This is a genomic window from Bradyrhizobium sp. AUGA SZCCT0158 (genome assembly GCF_018130065.1).
In the GTDB taxonomy this organism is placed as follows: Bacteria; Pseudomonadota; Alphaproteobacteria; order Rhizobiales; family Xanthobacteraceae; genus Bradyrhizobium.
In genome coordinates this window covers 181,741-205,807 of the sequence record NZ_JAFCME010000009.1, presented here as the reverse complement: position 1 = coordinate 205,807, position 24,067 = coordinate 181,741, and the positions used below count along the sequence as shown (strand labels likewise).

Here is a 24,067-nt window from a genome sequence, read left to right as displayed (position 1 = left end):
AAGGCATTCGGAATTGAGCGCTCTCCCACAAGCGTTGGTCGGGATGGCGAGGCGGCTCACCAATTGGAGGTCGGGAAACTCCACGCCAAGATCGGACAATTGACGGTCGAGCGAGATTTCTTAGCCAGGAGGTCCGGAAGATGAGCGCGCCGGATCGCCGAGGATGCTTCAGCGCGATCATGAGAGTCTATCGATCCGCCGGCAATGCCAACTGCTGCGCGGCGCGATCGAGCATATATCGGCCGCCGCGGCCGGCCAATGACAACGACGTTGAGCTGATGCGGCGGATCGACCATCTGTTCACGGCATGGCCGTTCCCGGGCTCGCGGCGGATGATGGCGATGCTCAATGGGGAAGGTGGTCGCATCAATCGCAAGCGCGTGCACTCCATTACTCAGGTCGCAAAGGACCTCGGCGAAGACTGGCTGCGGAACGTCGCCAACGAAATGGAGATCGAGGATGGCGTCATCCGGGTCTACGGCGTCGGAGAAGATGGCGTCCAGGCGTTTACCGACTTCGGAATTGCCGCTATTTCAAGGGGCATGCCGCGATGAGGATCATGTTGTTTGCACGGCTCGGCGAAAGAAGAGACGCTAAGAAGCGATTGAGTCGATCTGCACCACCGAAATAAGAAAATTCAACCGGCGTAAAGCCACCAACTTCTAGATATTGTTCCAAATCAGCGAGGGTTACGAAATGCTGGAGATACTTGATATATTCCGGCCGACCAGTAATGCCATGCACCCCACGAACGAGTTTGCGTGAAATGGAATCTCGATTAGACATAGAAAAAATCAGCGTGCCCTGGTGTTTGAGCAGACCGCGCGCAAAGGCCAGCGCATCTGGCACAGAGTCCATATACTCGATGGCGCTTGATGAAATCACAATATCAGCCTGGGGCAAAGTCACCTGGCCCGGTATAGGTAACCTGCTCTGCCGGAATTCGATCCGGTCAGAGACTCCACGCGCAGCGGCATTCTTACGCGCAACAGCGAGCATGCCCTCTGCTCCGTCGATGGCAATAACACGCTTAGCATATTGAGCGAGCAGGGAAGTGATAGCGCCGCTGCCGCAGCCGAGATCGTAAGCCAAATCGACTCCAGAAGCGTATTTGGCTAGATACGCTTTCCAAATGTTCAGACGCTCCAACCGGTTGGAGTCATAGGAATAACTCTGATCGAACTCGATTGCGATCTTTGTGTGAAAATCGAGGGCGTCAACCGGTCTCTGTTTGACGCTTCTCCCTCTAAGTGCATCCATTCGAGTCCCCTTCGCAACTGCCAAAGCGGGCTGAAATTGCATCACAGCTCAGCCAGTTTACGTGACCAAACGGCAAGAGAGACGCCCGCGTCGAACGCTCGAACCGCTTGATCCTGAAGCTGCTTCTTCCACGCATAAATCTGGTTCACATGTACCTGTAGCGCCGCTGGCGGCCTGCTAAACGTCTTAGATTGAATGCTTTCTCATATGCTCCCAGGAGGTTTGCCGTCTCGTGGTCCCAGGCGAGCTCGTCATGGATCCTCTTCTGGCCGAATGCGCCCATACGGTCACGCCGCATCGGATCATCTACAAGCTCCAATACCTTGTCGCCGAAGTCCGCCGTATCCGTATTCCGCGCATATAAGGATGCCTCTCCGGCCGAGACGCGTCCTTCGGTGAGGTCAAACTGGACAATAGGCTTGCCCAGCGCCATGTACTCCATGATCTTGTTCATCGTTGATTTGTCGTTCATCGCGTTGGGGCGGTCCGGATTCACGCAGACGTCTGCTGTCGAGAGTATTGTGAACAGGGTTGCGTCATCAACACGGCCGGTGAACGTGACCAGATCGTCCAGCTTATGGGCCGTTGCTAGTTTCTTGACTTCCTCCAGCTCCGGCCCGCTCCCGACAATGACGAACTGGACGTCGTCGCGGTTTCGTCTCCTGCGGATGTGCGTGATTGCTTCCAGCAGCAGATCGATTCCCTCTTGTTTTCCAATGACACCTACGTACGCGACAAGGAACTTCCGCCCTTTCTTCCAGACCGGGTCTGGCCGAAGCGACCGAACGCGCGAAAGGCTTGGACCGGAGCGCACCACGAATACGCGATCTGGGTTCATTCGCCCTCGCTCGATGGCGATGGTGCGATATGACTGGTTTGTCGCTATTGATACGTCAGACAATGCGAATGTAATGCGTTCAAGCAGAACCATAACCCGCCAGAGAAAGCCACGTTGTCCGAATTTTGCTTCATAAAGTTCCGGGTTGATATCGTGCTGATCGAAGATGAAAGACTTTCCAAATAGAAACTTGTGAAATGCACCCACCAGGAAAATGAGATCCGGCGGATTGCAAGCGTGGACGACATCAAACCCGCGCGTGGTGAGAACTTTCAAACTCAGCACGAACTCCCAGAACAATGCCGCGCTGTACTCGGCGAGATAGCCCAGGACCCCGCGTCCTTCTCTCGGCAACCAGTGACGATAGACGGCGATTCCGTCGATAACTTCAAACGAGGCGGTCGCGCCCGGTCCCTTGGGACAAATTATGGATACTTCATAGCCATGCCGCGACAATGTGCTGGCCTCCGACCACACCCGGCGGTCGAACGGCACCGGCAGATTTTCGACGATGATAAGCACCCGGCGGCGGACCGAACCATCGATCCCGGGTTGCGCGGCCGGCGCGGCGTCGACAAAATCCGCAGAAGTGGCATTCGAACCGGCCAGTTTGTGGAGTTCGCGGTTGACGCCAGCCGACTTAAGAGAGTGCGCTAGACCCGCTTGATCAGGGCGGCTTGCACCGCGACCGTCACGAAAGAGTGTTAACATCGATGACCCGCCTGGTGCGTAACGCCATTTGCTTCGCCCATCCTCTGGTGTCGATGACCAGGTCGAACAGCTCCGACTCGGCGACCGACTTTGAGACCAGCAGTTTGCGGAGTGCGGGCAAATTCGAGAACGCATAGCCGAGATTCTGGCCCAACAATTTGGACGGCTCGACGTGAGGATCGTAGATCGACAAGCCGATATGCGACTGAAGGAATTTGCGCGCCAGGTCGATATTGGGACTCTCGCGAAGATCGTCGCTGTTGTCCTTGAAGGCGAGCCCCAGCATGAGCACCTGTCCGCCGGCCCGGACTGTTTTCACGCAGCTCTCAAACAGAAAATTCTTGTGCGCGTCATTCGACCTCAAAAGCGAATCCACAAGGTGCGTATGCGCCCCAACATCGCTTGCGATGTATTGGAGTGCGCGAACATCCTTCGGCAGGCATGAGCCGCCGAATGCGCCACCCGGCCTCAAATAATATGGCGAGATGTTGAGCTTCGTGTCGGCGACGAAGATGTTGTGGACGGTGGCTGCGCTGATATTGAGCTTATCGCAAACGCGACCAACTTCGTTGGCAAACGCAACCTTTAATGCGTGAAACGTGTTGTCGACGAATTTCGTCATCTCTGCCGCGCGATAAGTCGTATAGAAGACGGGCGCCTTGATTTTTGCGTTCAACTCGTCAAGAGCTGAGCACCTTCCCCCGTCCTTCGTCCCAATCACGATCTTCGGCGGATTGACGAAGTCCTGGATCGCTACCGATTCACGCAGAAACTCGGGATTGTAGACCAGCTCGACCAGATCCATCCTGTCTTTCAACGCTTCCTCGAAGATCGGGAGCACCAGCTCCTCGATCGTGCCGGGTCGCATCGTCGAGCGAAATACGACCGTCAACGTCGTCGTTCGAGCGGGCCCGACCAGCTCCGCGAGCTGATGGGAAACCTCGACAATAAAGCTCATATTGTGAGACCCGTCCGGCGCACTGGGCGTTCCCACACAGACTATGGCCATGTCGCAACTGTCGAGATGCGGGCTCGCATCCTTCGTCGCGAGCAGCAAACCTTTCCTGATCGCACGAGCCACAAGCTCATCGAGACCGGGCTCCGTGATCGGCGACTTACCGGCATTGACGATCGCCACTTTTTCATCGCTGACGTCAACACCAATGACTTCGTGGCCATCCCTCGAGAGGCAGGCGGCCGCCGTCATGCCAACATAACCAAGTCCGAACACTGCAATTTTCATCCCGCTACAATAGCCTTGGAGCCTGCCAGGCAAGTGTAAGCAGAAGGATTGTTACCTGGGGCTGAGTGGGTACCCAATTGTGAGTACGGTGGCGCTATAATTTCAAGTTGCCGTTGTTATGGAATGCAAGCAGAGCGGGCCGCAACCAACCACAGCCGTAATTGCTGCGGCTCGGCCTCGAGGGCGCGGTACCGGACACTCGACCTTCTCCAGGAATAGAGCCCGCCGGAGAACGCCTTGAGCTCTCTTCCGAACGCCTTGCGGCCGACGGCGCCTGCGGGTCAGCCGAGATGCTGGGTTGGTTGGTAAGCGAGCTGGCGATCGAGCCGCACATTCCGGTGTTCGATAGATTGGCCCCCTGCCGACGGGGCTCGCGCGAAGACTTCGCCTACGCTCAACGGCCCGACACTTACATCTGCCCAGCCGGCAAGGAGCTGACCTCGACCGACACTCTCGGGAATGATGCGACAACACTGCTTGTCGCGCAGCAAACCCAACTGCGACGCCCGCGAAATTCTCCGTTGCTCTCAGAAGATGCCAAGCCCGCGTTCGACCCGCGAAACCGCACGAGAAATCGCGCGCGATATCGCCAGAATCTATGCCGATGTGACGTCGCGAACGGGAGAAGAATCGAGATGCTGTTCGCACATCTGAAGCGCCGTCGCTTTCGACCTCCCGCAACGCTGACGACGAGGCAATCTGAAGGAAGAATCGTGGGAGTGCCTTGAATCGACCCGATATGGGGACGTATTAGGCCGACATACATGGGTATAAATCATACTTTGAAAGTTTTTTCGCCATTTTTGCTTATTAACCAGCCAACCAGCAGTCGGGGGGGCGAAATCCCACTGCTTTGAAATATCCTCGCGGTTCGAGGCGCAATGCTTTGAAAGTGCTCGCGGTGCTAGGCGCTGCGAGCAGCGGTATGTCGTGCACCATCGTGATGCACGGCAGTGAAATACCCTCGCGGTTCGAGGCTGCAATGCTTTGAAATGTGCTCGCGGTGCCAGGCGCTGCGAGCAGCGGTATGTCGTGTGCCTTCGTGATGCACGGCAGTGGAATACCCCTCTTCAACGTCAAAAGGATAACGGAATGGCTTCCGCACCTGTAATCAAGTCGATCTCTCCCGATACCCTCACTGCGGGTGATAGAATCACCAGCGACAATGAGCTAACGGTGGCTGGGACGGCTGGAGCAAACAGCACGATACGCGTATTCGACGGCACGACGCTTCTCGGCACCACCACGGCGAACAGCAGCGGCGCGTGGTCCTTTGCAACCAGGCCATTGTCGGATGGCGTTCACAGCTTCACCGCGACGAGTGCGGATGCAACCGGCACAAGTCCGGCGTCGGCGGCCCTCAGCGCGACGATCGTGCCGAACATCAACTCGTTCTCGGGTGCCTCTGGTTCCAGCGTAACGGTCGATGGGATGAGAGCGGGCGTCCAGAACGCGAACGAGTCATGGAGCCTGACATCGCCCGATTCCCACACGCTGCGATTCTCGCTCCGCTCCGGGGATAATTGGAGCACTTCGAGTTGGAACGACCTTACCCAAAACAGGGGTGCGGAGCGTTCCGAGATCAGGATGGTGCCGGAGTATGCACAGGGCACCCAGATCAACGTGGATTACCAGCTTACGGTACAACCGGGCGCGGCGAATACGGCATCGTGGTTGCTCCTCGGCCAGTTTCACCAGCATCCCGCGGACGGTCCGGTTCCCTTCGCTGTCGAGATGGTCGGCGAGCGTATGCGGATCACGGTGCGCTATCAGGAGCCGGGCCAGTCGGGCACAACGTCAAAGGCGGTCTATACGGATCCAAACCCCATTCAGCGGGGTCACTCCTATGACATGAACATTCAGGTCAACTTCGACAACAACGGAAATGGCTATCTCAATGTTTGGAGAGATGGCGTCCAGATCGTCGATTATAACGGCTCGATTGGATACGGGAGCGGGCAATCGTACTATTGGAAGGAAGGCATCTACCGTTCGCCGGCCGCGGAAACGATGACGGTGGATTACAGCAATTTGCACATCACGACCGGCTCGGCGCCGGTCCCCACCGTACCGACGACGCCGACGACGCCGACCACGCCCACCAACCCCACCAACCCGGTAAACCTCGCGCCGACAGTGACGCAGGCGTCCGCTTCACCGGGGACGGGAATCGAGCATGTCGGCGATACCATCACCTTGACGCTCGGCTTCAGCGAGGCCGTGACCGTCACCGGTACGCCTACGCTGTCGCTCAATGATGGCGGCAAGGCCACCTATGTGGGTGGGACGGGCACGAGCACGCTCACCTTCAAAACGACTGTCGCGGCGACCGACCGCGATACCTCGGCGCTTGCCATCACCGGCGTCGATTTGACCGGCGCGAGCATCAAGGATGCATCCGGCCTGGCGGCGAACCTTTCGGGCGCGTTGAAGACCTTCACCGGTCTCCAGATCGATGTCGATCCGATCTCACCGACGAACCCGACCTCGCCGACGAACCCGACATCACCGACGTCTCCATCCTCGGTCGCGCCGGTCCTCGCCGTCGCGGATCACACCCTCACGGTGGCCGGCAGGGGCGGTACGGTCGACCTGGGCGTGAAGGTGTCAACGACCGATCCCAACGACAGTGTGACCGTGAACATCAGGGGATTGGCGTCGTACGAGACGATCACCGACGGCCTCGGTCACACGTTCAGTGGCAGAAACATCACCTTGACGAAGGCACAGGTTGACAGCGGACTGACGCTGCACAACTACTACCGAGGCTCGCGTGATCCGGTCGACACAATCACGTTGACGGCAACCGCCAAGGATCCGGTCACCGGCGCCGTTACGACATCCGCGACGCAGAGGATGACCCTGTCGGATGCGCCGTCTTGGACCACCACGACGCCGCAGACCCCCACGGTAATGGCGCCTTCGACCTCTACCCCAGTCGTCAGCACGGTGACGGCACCGCAGCCGATCTCCGTGACGAATGCTCCTCCGGGGATTGCCACGGCCACAGCACCTGCGACCACCACGACCGCAGCGTCTTCGACGAGCCCGGGTTCGGCGTTGCTTAGCCGCATCGGCGACTTTGCCGCCGGCGGAGTTGCGACCTCTGCGCCGCAGATGATCAACGTGACCGATCTATCGCCTGCGACCAGCACTCCCGCAGGATCCCTGGCAAACCAGGGCTTTGCGCTGCTGAACCAGTATATGGCCGCCAACACCGGCCGGGTCGATCCCGGTCAGATTGTGGCGGCTACATCGAATGGCACCACTTTGGGTCAGGTTTCGTTCCTCACCAGACCACCTGCCTGATCGGCTTCCGCACCCGGGCGCTCGTCGCCCGGGTGCGCCACCATCGAAATTTGGGAATGCATGAGAAGGAACATCGGAAGCGGTCGGTAGCCGCGAAGGATTGAGTAGAACAACATGGCGATCCAGAATGGAAATGCCCACGCCGCAGATCTGGGGTTTCGAGCCTTGGCTCTGTTCCTGCGGATTCATGGCGTAGACGCTGCGCCCGACCAGCTCCGCGATCGATGCGGAAGCAACGCATTCGGCATCGGCGCAATGCTGCGCTGTGCACGCGAGTTTGGCGTCAATCTCGGTTCGCGGACGACGCATTGGAAGCGACTTGCGGGCATCCAGCTGCCTGGAATCGCATCGCTGCATGACGGCGGATTTTTGCTTCTCGGAAAGGTCGACGACAGGGGTGCGCTTGTGCTGCATCCGACCTGGTCAAATCCCCGGGTGATGACGCGCGCGGAATTCGAAGAAATCTGGGACGGTCGTTTGATCCTGCCCGGACCTCAGACCGTCGCTAATCGGGTCCTTCATGCACTCGCCGGCATCAGCACCCGCGGCGTTGACCTTGCACGCCGTGCAGGGGACGTCCTGGTGCGTGCCCTCGGGCCTTTGATGCGTCCTGGCGATGCCTTGATGAAAGCCCGCGATTCCTTGATGCGCGGACGTTTCGCCGCTCGAGGCGATATTGCTTCCCCGCCGGTAAACACCGAACTCGCGGTGGCGAGTACCGAATCCGACAATGCCGATGAATCGGCGCTCATTGCGCTGACGATATTGCTGCGTAGCCATGGTATCGCGGCCGACCCGGGTCAAATCCGCCATCGGGTAGGCGCGGCGCGCGTAGGTGTTACCGAAATCCTGCGTTGTGCCAAGGATTTCGGGCTCAAGGCACGGGTACAGAGGACGAGCTGGAGTCGGCTTGCGGTTACCCCGCTGCCGGGAATCGCCGTGCTGCGCGACGGCGGATTTCTGATCCTCGGCAAAGTGATCGACGACAATCTCCTCGTTCAACGCCCGTTGTCGCCCCGACCCGAAACCATGACGCAGGCCGAACTGGAGGCCATCTGGGACGGCGAGATCATCCTGATGGCCCGGCGCGCGAGCCTGACGGACCTCTCCCGACGCTTCGACATCGGCTGGTTTGTCGGCGCAGTCCACAAGTATCGCAGCCTGCTCAGCGAGGTGCTGGTCGCCTCGTTCTTCATTCAGATCTTTGCCGTCGTCTCACCGCTGTTCTTCCAGGTGGTCATCGACAAGGTGCTCGTGCATCGAAGCATGAGCACGCTCGACGTGCTGATCATTGGCCTGGTCGCCCTCACCGTCTTCGAGGCCATTCTCGAAACGCTGCGCGTCTATCTGTTCGCGCACACGACAAACCGTATCGACGTTGAGCTCGGCGCCCGGCTGTTTCGTCACCTGATGGCGCTGCCGATCGCCTATTTCCAGACCCGCCGCGTCGGCGATTCGGTGGCACGTGTCCGCGAGCTCGAGAATATCCGCCAGTTCCTGACGAGCTCGGCGCTTACGCTGGTCATCGATCTGCTGTTCACGGTCGTTTTCCTTGCGGTAATGTTCTACTACTCGACGACGTTGACGCTGATCGTCCTGGCGTCCTTCCCGTTCTACATCGGGATCTCCGCGGGCGTTGCGCCGCTGTTTCGCCGGCGCCTCGATGAGAAGTTCAATCGAGGTTCCGAGAATCAGGCCTTCCTGGTCGAGAGCGTGACGGGCGTCGAAACCCTGAAGGCCATGGCCGTCGAACCGCAGATGCAACGCCGCTGGGAGGAGCAACTCGCCGGCTATGTGGCCGCAAGCTTCCGCGTGCTCAGCCTGAACAATACGGCGAGCCAGGCAGTCCAGATGATCAACAAGCTGGTCATCGCCGCAATCCTTTACTTCGGCGCCAGGCTGGTGATCGGCGGGGAGCTGACGGTCGGCGAGCTCGTCGCGTTCAACATGCTGGCCGCGCGCGTCAGCACGCCGGTGCTGCGGCTCGCACAGATCTGGCAGGATTTCCATCAGGCCCGGCTGTCGATCGATCGCCTCGGCGACATCCTCAACACCATACCTGAGCCGAGCTTCAATCCCGGCCGCGCCGCGCTGCCGGCGATTCGGGGCAAGGTCACATTCGAGCACGCGACCTTCCGCTACCGCATCGACGGCCCCGAGGTGCTGCACAACGTCTCCTTCAGCGTCGAACCCGGCCAGGTCGTCGGCATCGTGGGCTCCTCGGGCTCGGGCAAGAGCACCATCACCAAGCTGATCCAGCGCCTCTATGTGCCGGAGAGCGGACGCGTGCTGGTCGACGGCGTCGATCTCGCGATGGTCGATCTGAGCTGGCTGCGACGACAGATAGGCGTCGTGCTGCAGGAGAACGTGCTCTTCAACCGCTCGGTTCGCGAGAACATCGCGCTCGCCGATCCGTCCATGCCGATGGATCGGGTCATCGAGGCGGCATCGCTCGCCGGCGCTCACGACTTCATCCTTGAGCTGCCCGAGGGCTACGACACCGTGGTGGGCGAACGCGGCAGCAGTCTGTCCGGCGGGCAGCGCCAGCGCATCGCGATCGCGCGCGCACTTATCACCGATCCGCGCATCCTCATTTTCGACGAGGCGACAAGTGCGCTGGACTACGAAAGCGAGCGCGCCATCCAGCAGAACATGAAACAAATCTCTGCCGGACGGACCGTCTTCGTCATCGCGCACCGGCTCTCTACCGTGCGCAATGCGAACCGGATCATCACGATCGAGCATGGTCGGATTGTTGAGGACGGCAGCCATGATGAGCTGATCCGCACCAACGGTCGTTACGCGAACCTTCATTATTTGCAGGCTGGTATCCATGACGTCCGCTAACCGAAACGTCGTTGCATTTCCGAGAGCCGAAGTTCGCCGGCGCGAGAACGAAATTGCGTTCCTGCCGGCGGCTCTCGAAATCACCGAATCGCCCCCCTCGCCGATCGGGCGTGCGATCGGGGCGAGTATCATCGCACTCTTCTGCGTCGCGCTGGCTTGGGCGTCGCTCGGCAGCGTCGATATCGTCGCCACCGCGACAGGCAAGATCGTGCCGGGTGGGCGCACAAAGCTGATCCAGCCGTTCGAAACGGGCGTTGTCCGCGCCATCCAGGTGCGCGACGGACAGCGCGTCAAGGCCGGCGACGTCCTGATCGAGCTCGACCCGACGATGACGGAAGCCGACCAGGAGCGCCAAAAGAGCGATCTCCTTGCGGCCGAGCTCGAAGTCGCGCGGCTGCGCGCGGCGCTGGCGGCGGATCCTCTCGCCGCCTTCCGGCCGCCGCAGAACGCAAGCGCTGCCGAGGTCGAAATGCATCGCCAGTTCCTGATCAGCCAGCGCGCCGAACAGAACGCGAAGCTCGCGGAGATCGAGCGCCAGCTGGGTCAGAAGGAAGCGGAACGGGCGACCACGTCGGCGAGCGCAGCGAAGCTGCAGGCGACGATACCCGTGCTGCAGGAACGCGTCGACATCCGCAAAGGCCTCGTCGAGAAGGCATTGGCCTCGAAGGTCATCTACCTTTCGGAGTACCAGGACCTGGTCGGCCTTCAGCAGGACCTCGTCTTGCAGCAAAGTCGACTGCTCGAAACCGACGCGGCCACCGCGCTCCTGAAGGAAACCAGGGAAAGGACCGCAGCGGAGTATCGTCGCACGACCTATGACGCACTCGCGAAGGCCGAGCAGAAGGCTGCGAACGCCGCGCAGGAGGTGGTCAAGGCGGATCGACGTACGAAACTACAGCGCCTGACCGCACCGGTCGACGGTATCGTGCAGCAACTTGCCGTTCATACGGTGGGAGGCGTGGTGACCCCGGCGCAGGCGCTGGCTGTGGTGGTTCCGAGCGACAGCCAGCTTGAGATCGAGGCCATGCTCTCCAATCGCGACATTGGCTTTGTTCATCCAGGACTGAAGGCCGAGATCAAGGTCGACACCTTCAACTTCACGCGTTATGGGCTCCTTCATGGCGACGTGATCAGCGTGTCGTCGGATGCCATCACGCGCGACAGGCCGCAGAGCGGTTCGAGTGACCGGGGATCGGGTACAGCGCAGAGCAGCAGTGAGCCGAAAGGTCAGGAACTGGAATATGCCGCGCGCATTTCGCTCGACCGTCCGGAGATGCAGGTGGAGGACAAGCTCGTCAAGCTCGGCCCCGGAATGGCGGTGACGGTCGAAATCAAGACTGGCACGCGCAGGATCATCAGCTACCTTCTGTCGCCACTAGCGCGATACAAGCAGGAGTCGCTGCGAGAGCGGTAGACAGACACCATCGATGAGCCTTGCGGGCAACAATTGCCCGTAAGGCGCTGCCCGCTTTTGAACCAAGTGCGTGCCGGGAGATGCCGGCCGGGGAGACGGTTGCGCGGCTGGCGCCGGTCGATTGGCGTATGCGCTAGCGACGCAGCGCCTCCAGCCGCGCTTTCGCCTCCTGGATTCCTGCGGCGTCGGCCGTTGCATAGAGGCCCTGCGCCTTGCTCGCATCGCCGCGCGTGCCCTGAGTTTTCCATTTCGCAAGGATCAATGGGTCGTAGGTTTCTGCCAGCGCGAAGCTCGCCTGGGCGCTGCCCATCTCGACGGCGCGCTCGAGTACAAGCCGCGCCGCGCCTATATCGCCCTGCCGGAGCAGCGCGGCCGCGCGCGCAACCAACCCTGTCGCCACCGCGGCTTGTTCGGGATCGAGCTGAGCATCGCCACGCGCGGGCGCCGCTGGTGCCCGCTCGGCACGCGCCGCCACAAGATCCTGCTGCAGCCACGCGGGCAGCTCGCGCTCCTGTGCCGATTTGCGATGCAACGACGCGCCGTTTGCAGCCGCCTCTCTGACTTCCGCCGCTTCGTCTCCAGCTTTGCGGGCCTGCGCCCTGTACGCATAGATCGCGCTCCGCGTCATCGAGAGGTCTGCTGGCAAATCGGCCGTTTCGTGCTCTTTTTGCATCGATCGCCTCGACTCCGCGGCACTGGCTACCGTCCCCTGCTTCCGCCGCGAAGCCTCCTCGCCTGCCTTTGCCGCCAGCGCGGTCTGGGTCTCGATATCGCGGCGCGCTGCCGCGATATCCTGCTCCAGCCGCGCGGACCGCTCGCGCTCCTGTTGCAGGGCCTTTTGCAGCTCCGCCACACCGCTCTCGGCCGCGGCTTTCAGCCGGGAAGCTTCCGCGCCTGCTTTCGCCGCCAGCGCGGTCTGGGCTTCGACCTCGCGCCGCGCCGCTGCAAGTTCCTGCTCCAGCCGCACGGATCGCTCACGCTCCTGTTGCCGGGACTTCTGCAGCTCCGCCGCACCGCTCTCCCCAGCCGCTTTCAGCCGGGAAGTTTCCTCACCCGCCTTCGTCGCCAGTGCGGTCTGGGTCTCGACCTCGCGCCGCGCCGCTACAAGCTCCTGCTCCAGCCGCGTGGATCGCTCACGCTCCTGTTGCCGGGCCTTCTGCAGTTCCGCCGCGCCGCTCTCCCTTTCCTGTTTCAGCCGGGAAGTTTCCTCGCTTGCCTTCGTCGCCAGCGCGGTCTGGGTCTCGACATCACGCCGCGCCGCTGCAAGCTCCTGCTCCAGCCGCGTGGATCGCTCTCGCTCCTGTTGCCGGGCCTTCTGCAGCTCCGCCGCGCCGCTCTCCCTTTCCTGTTTCAGCCGGAACGCTTCCTCACCCGCTTTCGCCGCCAGCGCCGCCTGGGCCTCGACGTCACGTCGGGCCACCGCCAGATCCTGCTCCAGACGTGAGAACCGCTCGCGCTCGTCCGGAGCGGCCTTGCCGGTCGACGGCGCGCCGTTTGCAGCTGCTTGCCTGAGTTCCGCCGCTTCGTCTCCAGCTTTGCGGGCCTGCGCCTCGTATGCATAGATCGCGCTCCGCGTCAGGGAGAGGTCTTGTGCCAGCGCGTCGGCCCTTGCGCGCGACTGCTTCAGTTCGGCAGCTCCCGCTTCCGCCGCCTGCTTCCGCCGCAAAACCTCCTCGCTAGCCTTTGCCGCCAGCGCGGCCTGGGTCTCAACATCACCCCGCGATGCCGCAAGGTCCCGCTCCAGCCGGGCGGACCGCTCGCGCTCCTGGTGCAGGGACTTCTGCAGCTCCGCCGCGCCGCTCTCCTCCGCTGCTTTCAGCCGGGAAGTTTCCTCACCCGCTTTCGTCGCCAGCGCGGTCTGAGTCTCGACCTCATGCCGCACCGTCGCCAGATCCTGCTCCAGCCGTGCGGACCGCTCGCGTTCCTGTTGCAGGGACTTCTGCAGCTCCGCAGCGATGCTCTCCCCCGCCTGTTTCGACCGGGACGCTTCCTCGCCTGCCTTTGCAGCCAGTGCGGTCTGGGTCCCGACATCGCGTCGCGCCGCCGCGAGGTCCTGCTCCAGCCGCTCCGCCAGCTCGCGCGCCTGTTGCAGGGAGTTCTGCAACTCCGCCGCACCGCCTGGCGCAGCCTGCCTCATGCGCGCGGTTTCTTCGACCGCTTTGGCCGCTAGCGCGCTCTGGGTTTCGACGTCCCTTCGCGCTGCCGCAAGACTCTGCTCCAGCCACTCGGCCCGATCGCGCCCCTGCTCGAGACGTTGCAGCAACTCGATATCGCGCCTTGCATTGGTGAGTTCGCGCGACAGGGACTCCGCCCAGTGAAGTTCCTGTTCCGGAGACTGCCTTGTGTCGCCGATCGTCGCTTGGACAACCTGCACCGATCTGTCGTTGCCGGCTCGGCTCGGCGGCAAGGCAACTGACAAGGCAACTGAATCGCCATCACCTTCCGTTCCAACAGAATCGAGATTGCGGGCAACCGTCACGTGCTGCGCATCCGCCAACGGTTGCTCTCGATCGGAGCAAGCCTGCGTTTCCGACGCCCAAGTGATTGCGAGCATGGCGGCGGCCATCCACAGCGGCGCGGATCGTCCGGGCGCAGGCAGCTGCCTCCCTGTCCTTTGCATTGTCTTCTGCGCAAACGGCGTCGTGTCCGAATTGTTGCGCGACGCGCTAGCGATATCGGAGACGGTATTTGATCCGTCACTGAGAATAACCGTGCGGCCCATCTGCAATCACCCGTCGCTTGGCGATGCGACCTGTTCAGGTCGCGCTATTATGCGCTCCGCCGCCACGCAAATCCTATGATTCGCATGGCGGACCCCCACCCCTTTCGGGTTAGGGTTTTACATAGGACCAGCCCTTCTCCTGCAGTTCCATCACGCGCACGACGCCTGACTTCACCACCTCTGCCTGACGAACAATCGGGATGCTCTTGTTCTCGGCTTTGTGCATTCGTTCCTGAGTATTGCCGCAGGCCTTGAACGATACCTCCGGCGTGCTCAGCGCCATCTCCTCGATACGGGCCTTTACCGGCGAGGTGTCATCGCGCAGCATATGCAGGCCGGGCCCGAACGTGACCACCTCGATCTTCACCTTCTCGCCGGCATCCTTGTAGTATTGCGCGACGTTCGTGGCGTTGTTGAGCGCGAGATTCATGGCGGCGGGGTCGTTCGTGTTCACCTGCAAAATCAAACGGTGCGCTTTGGAGTCGGCAAGCCGAGCGTTGGCGGCGAGAGGGGATCGCGCGGCAAGGGAGGATCGTGCCTTCTTTTGTTTGGTTGCTTTGCTATGTGTGGTGGCCTTTGCCGCAAAGCGCTGATGGTGCGTAGCGGGCTCCGTCGTTGTCGGCACCCAGTACCGTCCGCCTTGCTCTGCCGCAGCGAATGGCGCGGCGAACAGTACCGTTGCGGCTGCCATGGTGATTACCCGCGCAATATACTGAAACATGCTCATTATGCCTCTCCTATCGATACACGTCATTGGACTGCTCATCCGTTGGGTTTCGTGGCTGGATGAGGCCACCTGCACACTGTGGCGATCTTCGCACGCACCGCCTCCAACCCGCCTAGCGAGAACACTGCATCCAGAGCAGTCCCCATCCGGGATGTAAGGTGAATACTGAGGCTCCCGCTGTCTGGAAGGGACTGCAGCAACCGAACAACGTCGCCCCCGAACGCGACTCCGACTCCGGACATCGGCACGGCTGCCGCGATCTGCAGCCCCTGACCGTCGTTGACGCGATAGGAAATCGCATAATCGTTGCCGCGACCGGGAACGCCGGGCCCGGCGACCACCAGTTCGCTCCGCCCGCCGCGGCAGCGGATCGAAAGCTTGACGCCGGATTCGCCGGCAGCATCGCGTGACGATGTTGTGGCGGTAGCGACCGGTGAATAATCGACGGGTGAGATCGTCACGCTAATGATCCAGTTGTTTCCCTGGTTCGCCTGACGAGGCGCGGCGGTCCGCGGCGCCCTCTCGGGGCACTCCAGGCCTGCTGCGCGTTCCGCCGGGGAACAATCGTGAACCTGCGCTGTCGGATGATCTTGTGTCCCCTGCGCCAAAGCAGTGCCGCTTGCGAGCGTGATTCCAGCCACGAACAGACCGGCCGCGCGTCTCATTGCGATGCATGCGCAGCACGCGGCCCACGATCGAGCCATGCCTGCGCCGCAGGGAAGCGCGCAAGACCAGGAACGGTAGCCGCGAGATTGATCGATTTCCACTTCTGGTCGAAGCCAGGCTGCTGCAACTTTTCAATCCGGGAGAACAGATGGTCCACGAAGCGCGCCAACCGCTCGTAGCGGTTCGATTTGGCTGGAAAATTGAAGGCGACGAGCGCGGTCGGCACCGCAATCGTCGTTACGCGTTCGCCCGGCTTGATCAGATTTGGGTATTCTGCGGCATCGAGCGCAGCGGGAAGATAATAGTCCTCGAACTTGCGGTCATAGGGGACAGGCAGGAACTTGAAACCTGACTCCCAACGGCCGCGCACGAAAGCATCCACCGGCTTCGAGGTAATGAAGACGACCGCGGCCATCTCGCCCTTGCGCATCTGCTCGAGCGCGATCTGATGCGGGATGAAGGTCTTTTCCACGTCGAGGCCAAGACGACTGAAGATCAATGGTCCCGAATAGGCCGCAGCGGTGCCTTGGGTATTGAAGTTCACCTTCTTGCCGACGAGATCGTTCAGGCTCTGAATCTCGGGACGAACGAAGATATGAAGTTCGGACGGAAACAGGTTCAGCACATAGGCCAGCCGCTGCTGAATATCGGGCACCTGGCTCTTGTATTCCTCAAGTACGTCGGAGTTGATGATGGCGGCATCGATGCCGCGCAAATAAAGCAGTGAGTTCACGTTTTCCGTGGCTCCGCGCGTCACGATCGGAAGAACGTGCAGTTTGTCACCATCATCCACGACGCGGGCGACTTCGGCCGCCAGGCGAATGGGCGCGCCCTCGAGAAGACCTCCGGCGAGGCCAACCGTCCAGGCGTTCATCGTCACTTGCGGCTTCTGCGGCGGTGCCTCACGTCGCAATTGCCGAGCAGCAGGTTGCGTCTGTGCATCCACGTCGGACGGTTGAACGATCATGAGCAGCGGGGCCAGCGCCGCCCGCACAAGCAGCTTGCGCAGCGCAGCCTTTGCGTTCCGCGCCCCAACTGCAATCACCTGTCCCATGGTGATATCCTTTCTAATCCGTCAGCAGTTTTATGCACTTCGCCCATGCATCCTATTCCCTGCATGAAGGAACCACACCTACCCCTTCGGACTAAGCCGCGGAGCCCTCATTACGTGAACAGATGGAACGGTACGAATTCCCTCTCGCGAATCCTGTTTTCACTACGCAGCTGATATCCGTAGGTAACCCTTCAGAGGTACACCTAGCGGGGAACGATCAGCATCATTAGCCGCTCGCGGCCTGAGGACCGCCGATAAACAGCCTACCGGCGCTCCGATGCATCAGCGCGCGCAGCGGCGAGGGATCGATCGAGTGTTTGGCGCACATCAGATCGAACTTCGAGCACTACGGGGCCCTTGGCCGACATTGCTTCCGCGACGACCTCGGCTGCCTGCGCCGCGTTCGTGATCGTGTAGCCCTGCGCGCCGAATGCGCGGGCAAGGGCCGCAAAGTCGGGGTTGGACAGGTCCGTACCGCAAGGACGCTGCGGAAACGCTTTCTCCTGATACGAGCGGATGGTGCCGTACGATTGGTTGTTGGAGATCACAATCTTGATATTGAGCCGGCGGGCAACGGCTGTTGCCAGCTCATTCCCGGTCATCAGGAAGCCGCCGTCTCCGCAGAACGCGATCACCTGATTGTTCGGATAACGAAGGCTCGCGCTCAATGCAGAAGGAACACCACTGCCCATCGCGCCGCAGGCGGAGCCAAGCAGGCGGGCCGACGGCTGGAAGCGGAATATGCGGTGTACCCAAGCGGCGAAGTTGCCGGAGTCGGTCGTCACGATACCATCTGCCGGGAAGCGTTTGGCGATGGCCGCAACAGCATGCCCGAAGACATCGGCGCTGGGGATGCCCGGCTCGGGCCATGCGTGCACCGCCTCTCGCGTTTTCGCCACGGCTTCAATCCACCCACCGCGCTCGCGCGACACGACCGGTACGTCGAGCCAGGATTTCAAGAACGGATGCGCCGACGCGACGATTGGAAGATCCGTATGGAAGTGGGTCCCGATCGCATTCGGATCGGGATAGACGTGAACCAGAGGCTGAGACGGCGGCGATTGTCGCGGAAACCGAAAGCCCATGGAAGACAGGTCGCCGAGCCGTGTTCCGATCGCAACGATCAGATCCGCTTGCTCAAAGAGCGCAACGTGCGCTGGCGACGTGAAGAAGCCAAGCTGTCCAATCCAGAGCCGGTGATCGTTCGGAAACAGATCCTGCATCTTGTTGGTGGCCGCGACCGGTACATTCCAGCGCTCGCTCAGCGCGAACAAGTCCTTACGAAATTCCGCCGTTCGACACTCTCCTCCGACCAGCAGGATCGGTCGCTCCGCCTTGCCAAGCAGGACGGTCGCCTGCTCCACGGCGGCTCGACTGGGCTCGGCTCGCGCGACGCCGTGAACCCTGGCGGAGAGCGGACCCGCCTCCATCTCGAGAACGTCTTCAGGAAGCTCGATCACCACCGGCCCGGGCGTGCCGCCAAGCGCCACGGAAAATGCGCGCGCCAGCATCTCGGGCACCTGGGCCGCCGAATCGATTCTGGTGGACCACTTGATAAGGCCACCGAACGCCCGCCCGGTGTCGATCTCCTGCACTGCGTCGCGATTCAGCTCAGACGTACCGACCTGACCAACGAGCAATACGAGGGGTATGGCCTCCTGGGAAGCTACATGCAGACCAAGCACCGCGTTGGATGCGCCCGGCCCGCGGCTTACCATCACCACGCCGGCCCGGCCGGTAAGCTTGGCGTCGGCAACTGCGGCAAGACTGGCGCTTCCCTCGTGGCGGCAAGTCACGAGATCGATCTCGTCGCGTTCGTACAGAGCGTCAAGGAGCGCAAGAAAGCTTTCGCCGGGTACGCTAAATGCCCGGTCGACGCCGTGCGCGATCAGAGAATCGACGAGTAGATCGGCAACTCGAAAAGCCATGCGACTTGATCTCGGTTGAAAGGTCATCATCACGCCGCAAGCTTTACCGCGTGCGCAAATTCCCAGTACAGTTTCCGTGCACGCGTATAGAACGGCCCGGGCGTAAGCTGCCGGTCGTCAATCCGAATTACGGGCGCAACCTTGGCAAAATTGCCGGACGAGAAGATCTCGTCCGCGGCAAGGAAATCGGCATAGCGCAGCGTGGCCTCCACCACGGTGACGCCCGAACCGCGCAGGAGTTCGACCACCCGCTGCCGGGTGATGCCGTTCAGGAAGGTGCCGTTCGCCGCCGGCGTGTACACTACACCGTCTTTCGCCATGAACACGTTGGCATTGCCGAACTCCGCGACGTTGCCCAGCATGTCCAGCATCAGGCAGTTCTGGAAGCCGCGCGAGGCGGCCTCGATCAGCGCGCGCGAACAGTTCGGGTAGAGACAGGCGGCCTTGGCATCGACCGGCGCGCATTCGGCGGTCGGTCTGCGGAACGGCGACAGCGTGATCGCGTTGCCGACCGGCTTTGGTAGCGGCGCTTCGTAGATGCAAAGACACCAGTCCATCGTTTCCGGATCGAACAGCACGCCGCCGCCCACGCCATTCTGCGGCCAATACATCGGGCGGACGTAGAGTTCGGCATTGGGCGGGAAGCGCTTGATGCCTTCGCGCGCCAGACCCATCCACGTGTCGAGATCGACGATCGGCTTGAGCCCGAAGTTGAGCGCGGATTGATTGACGCGGGCGCAATGGCGGTCGAGATCGGGCGTAACGCCTTCGAAGGCGCGTGCGCCATCGAACACGGTCGAGCCGAGCCAAAGCCCATGGGTGCGTGGCCCCATGATCGGCACATTGCCCTCGTGCCACTGGCCTTGGTAGAATGTCCATGTCTGCGAATGGCTGACGGACTTGCTGTTGGGAATCATGACGGCTCTCCATTGGCAGCAGAGTTACGGTCCATAGATCACCAGCTCGGTATCCGACAGATCGGCAAGCCGGGGGCACCGCGGACCCTTGAAGTATTTGCGGCCGCGCTCTCCCCTGTAGAAGCCGACCAGATCCTTCATGCGGCCGTTGGCGTCGAGGGCGACCAGGATCCGGCCGCGCCGGAGCAGGAAGCGGCCGATGGCGCCGGCGCAGGCGACATAGTCGGCCACATCGGGGCAATAGATCAGCCGCATCGCTGGCAGGGGGATCCCGCGTTTGCGCATCGGCTGCAGGACGAAGGGGTAGCCGCGGCCGTCGCCCGCGCGGCACACCAGGCTTAGGCAGCCGTACGAGGCGTGCCGCGCAAGCAGCGCGACGTCGGCGTCGGACAATCCGTCGACCGCATGTGCGCCCTTCTGAACGACTTCGACGCGCATGCTCTTCGGACGCGACAGCGCCGGAAAGGAGAAGAACAAGCCGCCGCAATAGGGACGGAATCCCTGGGCCTCAATGGTCCGCCAGGTCGAGAAGGCCGGACTGATGTTGACGTAGGTGACGCGCTTGTGGCGCTGCGCGACGCTGGTCAGCATCGGCGCGTAGTTGCGGAAGGCAGGTTCCACATACCAGCTGGAGAGGTTGCAGCGGATCGAGGTTCCGCCGTCATCGTCCCGCTCAGTGTAGATCAGCAGCAGAACGCCGACGGGCATCCCTTCATGGTCGAGCATGTACCCGAAGCGGGGGAAACCATCGGGTACCTCGCGCACGGAAGCGCGCCGGAGCCCGTCCATCCAGTAGTCGCGCGAACGGCGGGCAAAGCCACGCGTCAGAAGATCGGCGATGGCAACAAGATCGGCCGGTCCTATCTCGCGGCATCGGATCACGGTCCGAACTCCATCATGCAATCCGCTCCCGCTTCTTCGTCGGCAGGTCGGCGATCGAGAGCCCGGCTAGCAGATCGCGGCCGTTGCTCCGGTTCTCCATGTTGCCCGCACGCACCCATGATCTACGCCGCGGCAGGCCTGGGCCTCGTTCGATAACTTCCGTTGAAGGCAAACGGCTTTGAGCGTCCAGCTCGCTGCGAGGCCATGTACAGCAGCCAGTTGCGGTAAATGCGCCTGGCCGGCTGATGCCAGGCGTTTCTCAGATCCTTCGCCAGTTGGTCGACTGGGAAATCGGCGAAAAGCTCCGGACTTCTGTCGGAAAGGGCTTTCCGCCGGAAGGCCGTCAGAATCTCTTCCGCCTCCGAGGCGAAATAGCCGCTCGGTATCGTCGGACAGACCTCGCTCTCGCTCCGGAGGAAACGACCCATGTCCCTTCTGAACTCAGCCAACAGGCTATGGGTGTCGTACTCCGGATGGCCCTGGAAATTGACGAAGAGACTCTTCCTCTGTTGCTTGACGAAGCAGTCGACGCCGGCCTCTGCCGACTTGGTGAGAACGGAATATCCGCAGCTCTCGACAGCCCTCTCCTGCACCTCGTTCCACCGGGCGTGCGGTGTTCTGAAGGTCGCCGGAACATTGCGCATCAAGGGATGATCTCTCGTCTTCGTTTGAGCGAAGACGCCGATGCATTTCGCAGGCAGCTTGTGGCGCTCCACACCATCCAGGTGCAGGACGGCACCATGGACGGCCAGACAGGAAAACACCGAAGAGACGGTGCTCTCCCTGGCCCAGTCGATGATTTGGACGAAGCTGGACCAGTATGGTTCTTCCGGCAGGTTGGCGGCTCTTGGTTCGGCGCCGGTCACGATCACTCCGTCCAGGCTCCTGTTCAGCAGATCGTCGGTGCCACGGTAGTAGCGACGCACGTAATCGCGCCCCCAGTCCGAACGGGGCGTCGTCTCCATCGTGTAGAAATGCAGCCTGACCAGGAGCTCTCCGGCCGCCGCGCCGAGCAGGTCGAACAGCTGGCGCTCGGTGGACATCAAGGCGGCATCCGACATGTTGTTGATCAGCCCGATGTCGAGGCATTCCTTCCGGTTTCCGGGGGACTCAGCGCCGCTTCCGTTCCGCGCTCTTGAGAAAAGGTGGTGTTCGTACGAGTCTATATTTACAAGGACGGGCATCTGAATGCCTTCATGGTTGACCTGCACTCAATCTGCGGCACGGAGCGCCTGATCGAGGTCGGCGATGATGTCGTCGGCGTGCTCGATCCCAACGCTCAGCCTGATCATCTCGGGCCGCACGCCGGCCCGTTCCTGCTCTTCGGGCGACATCTGCCGGTGGGTGGTCGATGCCGGGTGGCAGGCAAGCGATTTCGCGTCCCCGATGTTGACCAGCCGCTTGAACAGTTTCAGCGCATCGTAGAACCGCTTGCCGGCCTCGAACCCTCCAGCCACGCCGAAGGTCAGCAGCGAACACGCGCGGCCGCCCAAATATTTCTGCGTCAGCGCGTGATAGGGACTATCGTCAAAGCCTGCGTAGTTGACCCATCCGACGCGGCGGTCGTCGCGCAGAAACCGCGCGACCTTCTCGCCATTCTCGACGTGCCGCTCGATCCGCACCGCGACGCTCTCGATGCCCTGGAGCAGCAGGAAGGCGTTAAAGGGTGCCAGGATGGAGCCGGTGGTCCGCTGCGAGACGGCGCGGCAGCGGGCGATGTAGGCGGCGGCCCCGTAGCGCTCGGTGAAGACCATCCCGTGGTAGGATTTCTCCGGCTCGTTCAGCATGGGAAAGCGCCGGCGATGCTTCGCCCATGGGAACCTGCCGCTATCGACGATGATTCCGCCGAGCGTGGTGCCGTGCCCGCCCATGAACTTCGTCAGCGACTCGACCACGATGTCCGCACCGTATTCGATCGGCCTGAGCAGGATCGGGGTAGGAACCGTGTTGTCGACGATCAGCGGCACGCCATGCCTGTGGGCGACCTCGGCGATCGCTTCGATGTCGCAAACGTTTCCGGCCGGATTTCCCACGCTCTCGCAGAACACCGCACGCGTATCGTCGTCGATCAGTTTCTCCATGCTCGCCGGACTGTCGTCTTCCGAGAACCGGACCGTGATGCCCTGCCTCGGCAGGATGTGCGCGAACAGCGTATGCGTGGTGCCGTAGAGCTGCGGGACCGAGACGATGTTGCTGCCCATATCCGCGATGTTGACCACCGCATAGTTCACCGCGGCCTGGCCACACGCCACGCTCATCGCCTCGACGCCTCCTTCCAGGGCGGCAACGCGCTTCTCCAACACCGCGTTGGTCGGATTGCCGATCCGGGTGTAGCGAAAGCCGTCCACTTCGAGGTTGAAGAGCGCGGCGCCATGGTCGGCGCTGTCGAAGGCATACGAGGCGGTCTGATAGATCGGCACAGCGACGGCTTTGGTGGTCGGATCGTTGTCGAAGCCGCCGTGTACGGCGAGGGTCTCTCTTTTCATAGAGGTTGGCCCTTCGGCTCTTCTGTCGCGGGCTACCTCGGGAGTTCGTTGGTGCATTTCAGTTCCTCGAATGCCGACGTCGGCTACCGGTCGTTCCGCGGGAAGCCGAGCAGATCCCGCACCGCGGTCGGCCACCTTGCGACGGACTTGCCGTGGGTATGGAACATGGCCACGGCGAGACGATCCATTCCGAAGGCCACGCAACCAGTATGGGCCGGCTCACCGGTCGCGTCCGTAATGCCCCAGGTGGTGCCGAAGTGATCGCGGTGATAGTTGAAGCTCATGCATGCAGTCGGTTGCTCCTCGGAGCGCAGAGGCACCAGCAACTCGAATTTCAGCGACTGCTGCTTTTGGCTCACCGCCATCATCTGGCCGACCCGGCCGAAGAACGGATCGCTGGCATAGTCGACCCTGAAGGTCAGTCCGAGATCGCGGGCGATCTCCTGAGCGCGCACCATCCAACGCTCGCGGAACGCCGAGACGTGGTCGGGGCTGCCGATGCAGACGTATTCGCGCATCCTGAACGACTGCAGCCGGTCGAGATGGCGCGAGGGTTCGCGACGGAAGCAATCTGCGGCCACGTCGAAGCATAAGCCGCCCGCCGGCAGGGGGCCCCGGCTCGCCGCGATCGGATAGACCGGATAGCAGGCGGCCGGCGACAGCACGAGGTCGGCCGGTGAAAGTGACATGGTCCAGTCGCCGCCAGCATCGAAACGGCTGACCGCCGCGTCGATCTCACTGTCCGTGCCGTGCAGGCCGCAGACACACCCGAGCAGGTTCGGAAAGCTCTTCAGATAACCCGACTTCTCAAGCTGCGTGCGGCTCATGACGGGAGGAAAGCGCATCACCTCGGTGTCCGGTTCGCGGTGCCGCGTGATCAGCGCCGCGAGCCGCTCCACGACGTCTTCATAGAGCGCAGTGCGGGCGTAGACACCCGGAGAGCCCATCTTGTGGAACAGCACGTCGGCAAGATGGTCCAGCGGATCAGCCTCAGCCTGAGTGGGTTCCGCCGGTGCAGCAAACATGGCTACGTTCATATCAACCCCATTTCCTAGAGAAAAAA

General features: G+C 61.7%; 17 protein-coding genes. 4 read left to right on the top strand and 13 right to left on the bottom strand.

The window, feature by feature from the left end; translation table 11 throughout:
- Positions 1-179 precede the first annotated feature (179 nt).
- Positions 180-554, top strand: a complete 375-nt coding sequence (locus JQ574_RS35125; protein WP_212383659.1) for an IS3 family transposase — start codon at positions 180-182, stop codon at positions 552-554.
- On the opposite strand, the gene JQ574_RS15570 is transcribed toward JQ574_RS35125, so the two are convergent.
- The 3 genes from JQ574_RS15570 to JQ574_RS15560 form a co-directional block, all read right to left on the bottom strand.
- Positions 529-1,260, bottom strand: coding sequence for a class I SAM-dependent methyltransferase (locus JQ574_RS15570; protein ID WP_212383657.1), 732 nt, complete (start codon positions 1,258-1,260; stop codon positions 529-531). The genes JQ574_RS35125 and JQ574_RS15570 overlap by 26 nt on opposite strands.
- A 145-nt stretch (positions 1,261-1,405) precedes the next feature.
- A complete protein-coding gene (locus JQ574_RS15565; RefSeq protein WP_212383655.1) occupies positions 1,406-2,809 on the bottom strand; it encodes a glycosyltransferase family 4 protein in 1,404 nt (467 codons plus the stop codon).
- Positions 2,790-4,052, bottom strand: coding sequence for a nucleotide sugar dehydrogenase (locus tag JQ574_RS15560; RefSeq protein WP_212295812.1), 1,263 nt, complete (start codon positions 4,050-4,052; stop codon positions 2,790-2,792). Before JQ574_RS15560 ends, JQ574_RS15565 begins: the two co-directional genes overlap by 20 nt.
- Before the next feature lie 1,092 nt (positions 4,053-5,144).
- Here JQ574_RS15560 and JQ574_RS15555 point away from each other — a divergent pair.
- From JQ574_RS15555 to JQ574_RS15545, 3 genes are all read left to right on the top strand, one after another.
- Positions 5,145-7,361, top strand: a complete 2,217-nt coding sequence (locus tag JQ574_RS15555) for a heparin lyase I family protein (protein WP_212383653.1) — start codon at positions 5,145-5,147, stop codon at positions 7,359-7,361.
- Positions 7,362-7,475: 114 nt separating this feature from the next.
- Positions 7,476-10,208 (top strand): type I secretion system permease/ATPase, encoded by a 2,733-nt coding sequence (locus JQ574_RS15550; RefSeq protein ID WP_212211073.1) that lies wholly within the window; start codon positions 7,476-7,478, stop codon positions 10,206-10,208.
- Positions 10,195-11,622, top strand: coding sequence for an HlyD family type I secretion periplasmic adaptor subunit (locus JQ574_RS15545; protein ID WP_212211071.1), 1,428 nt, complete (start codon positions 10,195-10,197; stop codon positions 11,620-11,622). Before JQ574_RS15550 ends, JQ574_RS15545 begins: the two co-directional genes overlap by 14 nt.
- Before the next feature lie 133 nt (positions 11,623-11,755).
- On the opposite strand, the gene JQ574_RS15540 is transcribed toward JQ574_RS15545, so the two are convergent.
- The 10 genes from JQ574_RS15540 to JQ574_RS15495 all read right to left on the bottom strand — a co-directional run bounded on the left by JQ574_RS15540 (position 11,756) and on the right by JQ574_RS15495 (position 24,041).
- The gene (locus JQ574_RS15540; RefSeq protein ID WP_212383651.1) at positions 11,756-14,344 is read right to left on the bottom strand and encodes a hypothetical protein; all 2,589 of its coding nucleotides are present in this window, start codon (positions 14,342-14,344) and stop codon (positions 11,756-11,758) included.
- A gap of 109 nt (positions 14,345-14,453) precedes the next feature.
- Positions 14,454-15,071 (bottom strand): DsrE family protein, encoded by a 618-nt coding sequence (locus JQ574_RS15535; RefSeq protein ID WP_212215094.1) that lies wholly within the window; start codon positions 15,069-15,071, stop codon positions 14,454-14,456.
- Positions 15,072-15,106: 35 nt separating this feature from the next.
- A complete protein-coding gene (locus tag JQ574_RS15530) occupies positions 15,107-15,532 on the bottom strand; it encodes a hypothetical protein (RefSeq protein WP_212215092.1) in 426 nt (141 codons plus the stop codon).
- A gap of 200 nt (positions 15,533-15,732) precedes the next feature.
- Positions 15,733-16,731, bottom strand: coding sequence for a TAXI family TRAP transporter solute-binding subunit (locus JQ574_RS15525; protein ID WP_409363451.1), 999 nt, complete (start codon positions 16,729-16,731; stop codon positions 15,733-15,735).
- Between the two features lie 323 nt (positions 16,732-17,054).
- Complete coding sequence (locus tag JQ574_RS15520; RefSeq protein ID WP_212215090.1) at positions 17,055-18,719, bottom strand: thiamine pyrophosphate-dependent enzyme; 1,665 nt, start codon at positions 18,717-18,719, stop codon at positions 17,055-17,057.
- A gap of 29 nt (positions 18,720-18,748) precedes the next feature.
- Positions 18,749-19,636, bottom strand: coding sequence for a branched-chain amino acid aminotransferase (locus JQ574_RS15515; protein ID WP_212215088.1), 888 nt, complete (start codon positions 19,634-19,636; stop codon positions 18,749-18,751).
- Between the two features lie 24 nt (positions 19,637-19,660).
- Positions 19,661-20,539, bottom strand: a complete 879-nt coding sequence (locus tag JQ574_RS15510; RefSeq protein ID WP_212215086.1) for an acyl-CoA acyltransferase — start codon at positions 20,537-20,539, stop codon at positions 19,661-19,663.
- A gap of 101 nt (positions 20,540-20,640) precedes the next feature.
- Positions 20,641-21,729: a homoserine O-succinyltransferase gene (locus JQ574_RS15505; protein ID WP_312017867.1), complete on the bottom strand. Its 1,089-nt coding sequence runs from the start codon at positions 21,727-21,729 to the stop codon at positions 20,641-20,643.
- On the bottom strand, positions 21,730-23,004 hold the full coding sequence (locus tag JQ574_RS15500) for an O-acetylhomoserine aminocarboxypropyltransferase/cysteine synthase family protein (protein ID WP_212271841.1): 1,275 nt from the start codon (positions 23,002-23,004) through the stop codon (positions 21,730-21,732).
- A gap of 83 nt (positions 23,005-23,087) precedes the next feature.
- Positions 23,088-24,041, bottom strand: a complete 954-nt coding sequence (locus JQ574_RS15495) for an amino acid--[acyl-carrier-protein] ligase (RefSeq protein ID WP_212215081.1) — start codon at positions 24,039-24,041, stop codon at positions 23,088-23,090.
- Positions 24,042-24,067 lie beyond the last annotated feature (26 nt).

Coding starts and splice junctions, on each gene's coding strand:
- JQ574_RS15565 (WP_212383655.1), bottom strand. CDS start 2,809: ATGTTAACACTCTTTCGTGACGGTCGCGGTGCAAGCCGCCCTGATCAA.
- JQ574_RS15570 (WP_212383657.1), bottom strand. CDS start 1,260: ATGGATGCACTTAGAGGGAGAAGCGTCAAACAGAGACCGGTTGACGCC.
- JQ574_RS15560 (WP_212295812.1), bottom strand. CDS start 4,052: ATGAAAATTGCAGTGTTCGGACTTGGTTATGTTGGCATGACGGCGGCC.
- JQ574_RS15550 (WP_212211073.1), top strand. CDS start 7,476: ATGGCGATCCAGAATGGAAATGCCCACGCCGCAGATCTGGGGTTTCGA.
- JQ574_RS15520 (WP_212215090.1), bottom strand. CDS start 18,719: ATGGCTTTTCGAGTTGCCGATCTACTCGTCGATTCTCTGATCGCGCAC.
- JQ574_RS15545 (WP_212211071.1), top strand. CDS start 10,195: ATGACGTCCGCTAACCGAAACGTCGTTGCATTTCCGAGAGCCGAAGTT.
- JQ574_RS15540 (WP_212383651.1), bottom strand. CDS start 14,344: ATGGGCCGCACGGTTATTCTCAGTGACGGATCAAATACCGTCTCCGAT.
- JQ574_RS35125 (WP_212383659.1), top strand. CDS start 180: ATGAGAGTCTATCGATCCGCCGGCAATGCCAACTGCTGCGCGGCGCGA.
- JQ574_RS15535 (WP_212215094.1), bottom strand. CDS start 15,071: ATGAGCATGTTTCAGTATATTGCGCGGGTAATCACCATGGCAGCCGCA.
- JQ574_RS15495 (WP_212215081.1), bottom strand. CDS start 24,041: ATGAACGTAGCCATGTTTGCTGCACCGGCGGAACCCACTCAGGCTGAG.
- JQ574_RS15500 (WP_212271841.1), bottom strand. CDS start 23,004: ATGAAAAGAGAGACCCTCGCCGTACACGGCGGCTTCGACAACGATCCG.
- JQ574_RS15555 (WP_212383653.1), top strand. CDS start 5,145: ATGGCTTCCGCACCTGTAATCAAGTCGATCTCTCCCGATACCCTCACT.
- JQ574_RS15515 (WP_212215088.1), bottom strand. CDS start 19,636: ATGATTCCCAACAGCAAGTCCGTCAGCCATTCGCAGACATGGACATTC.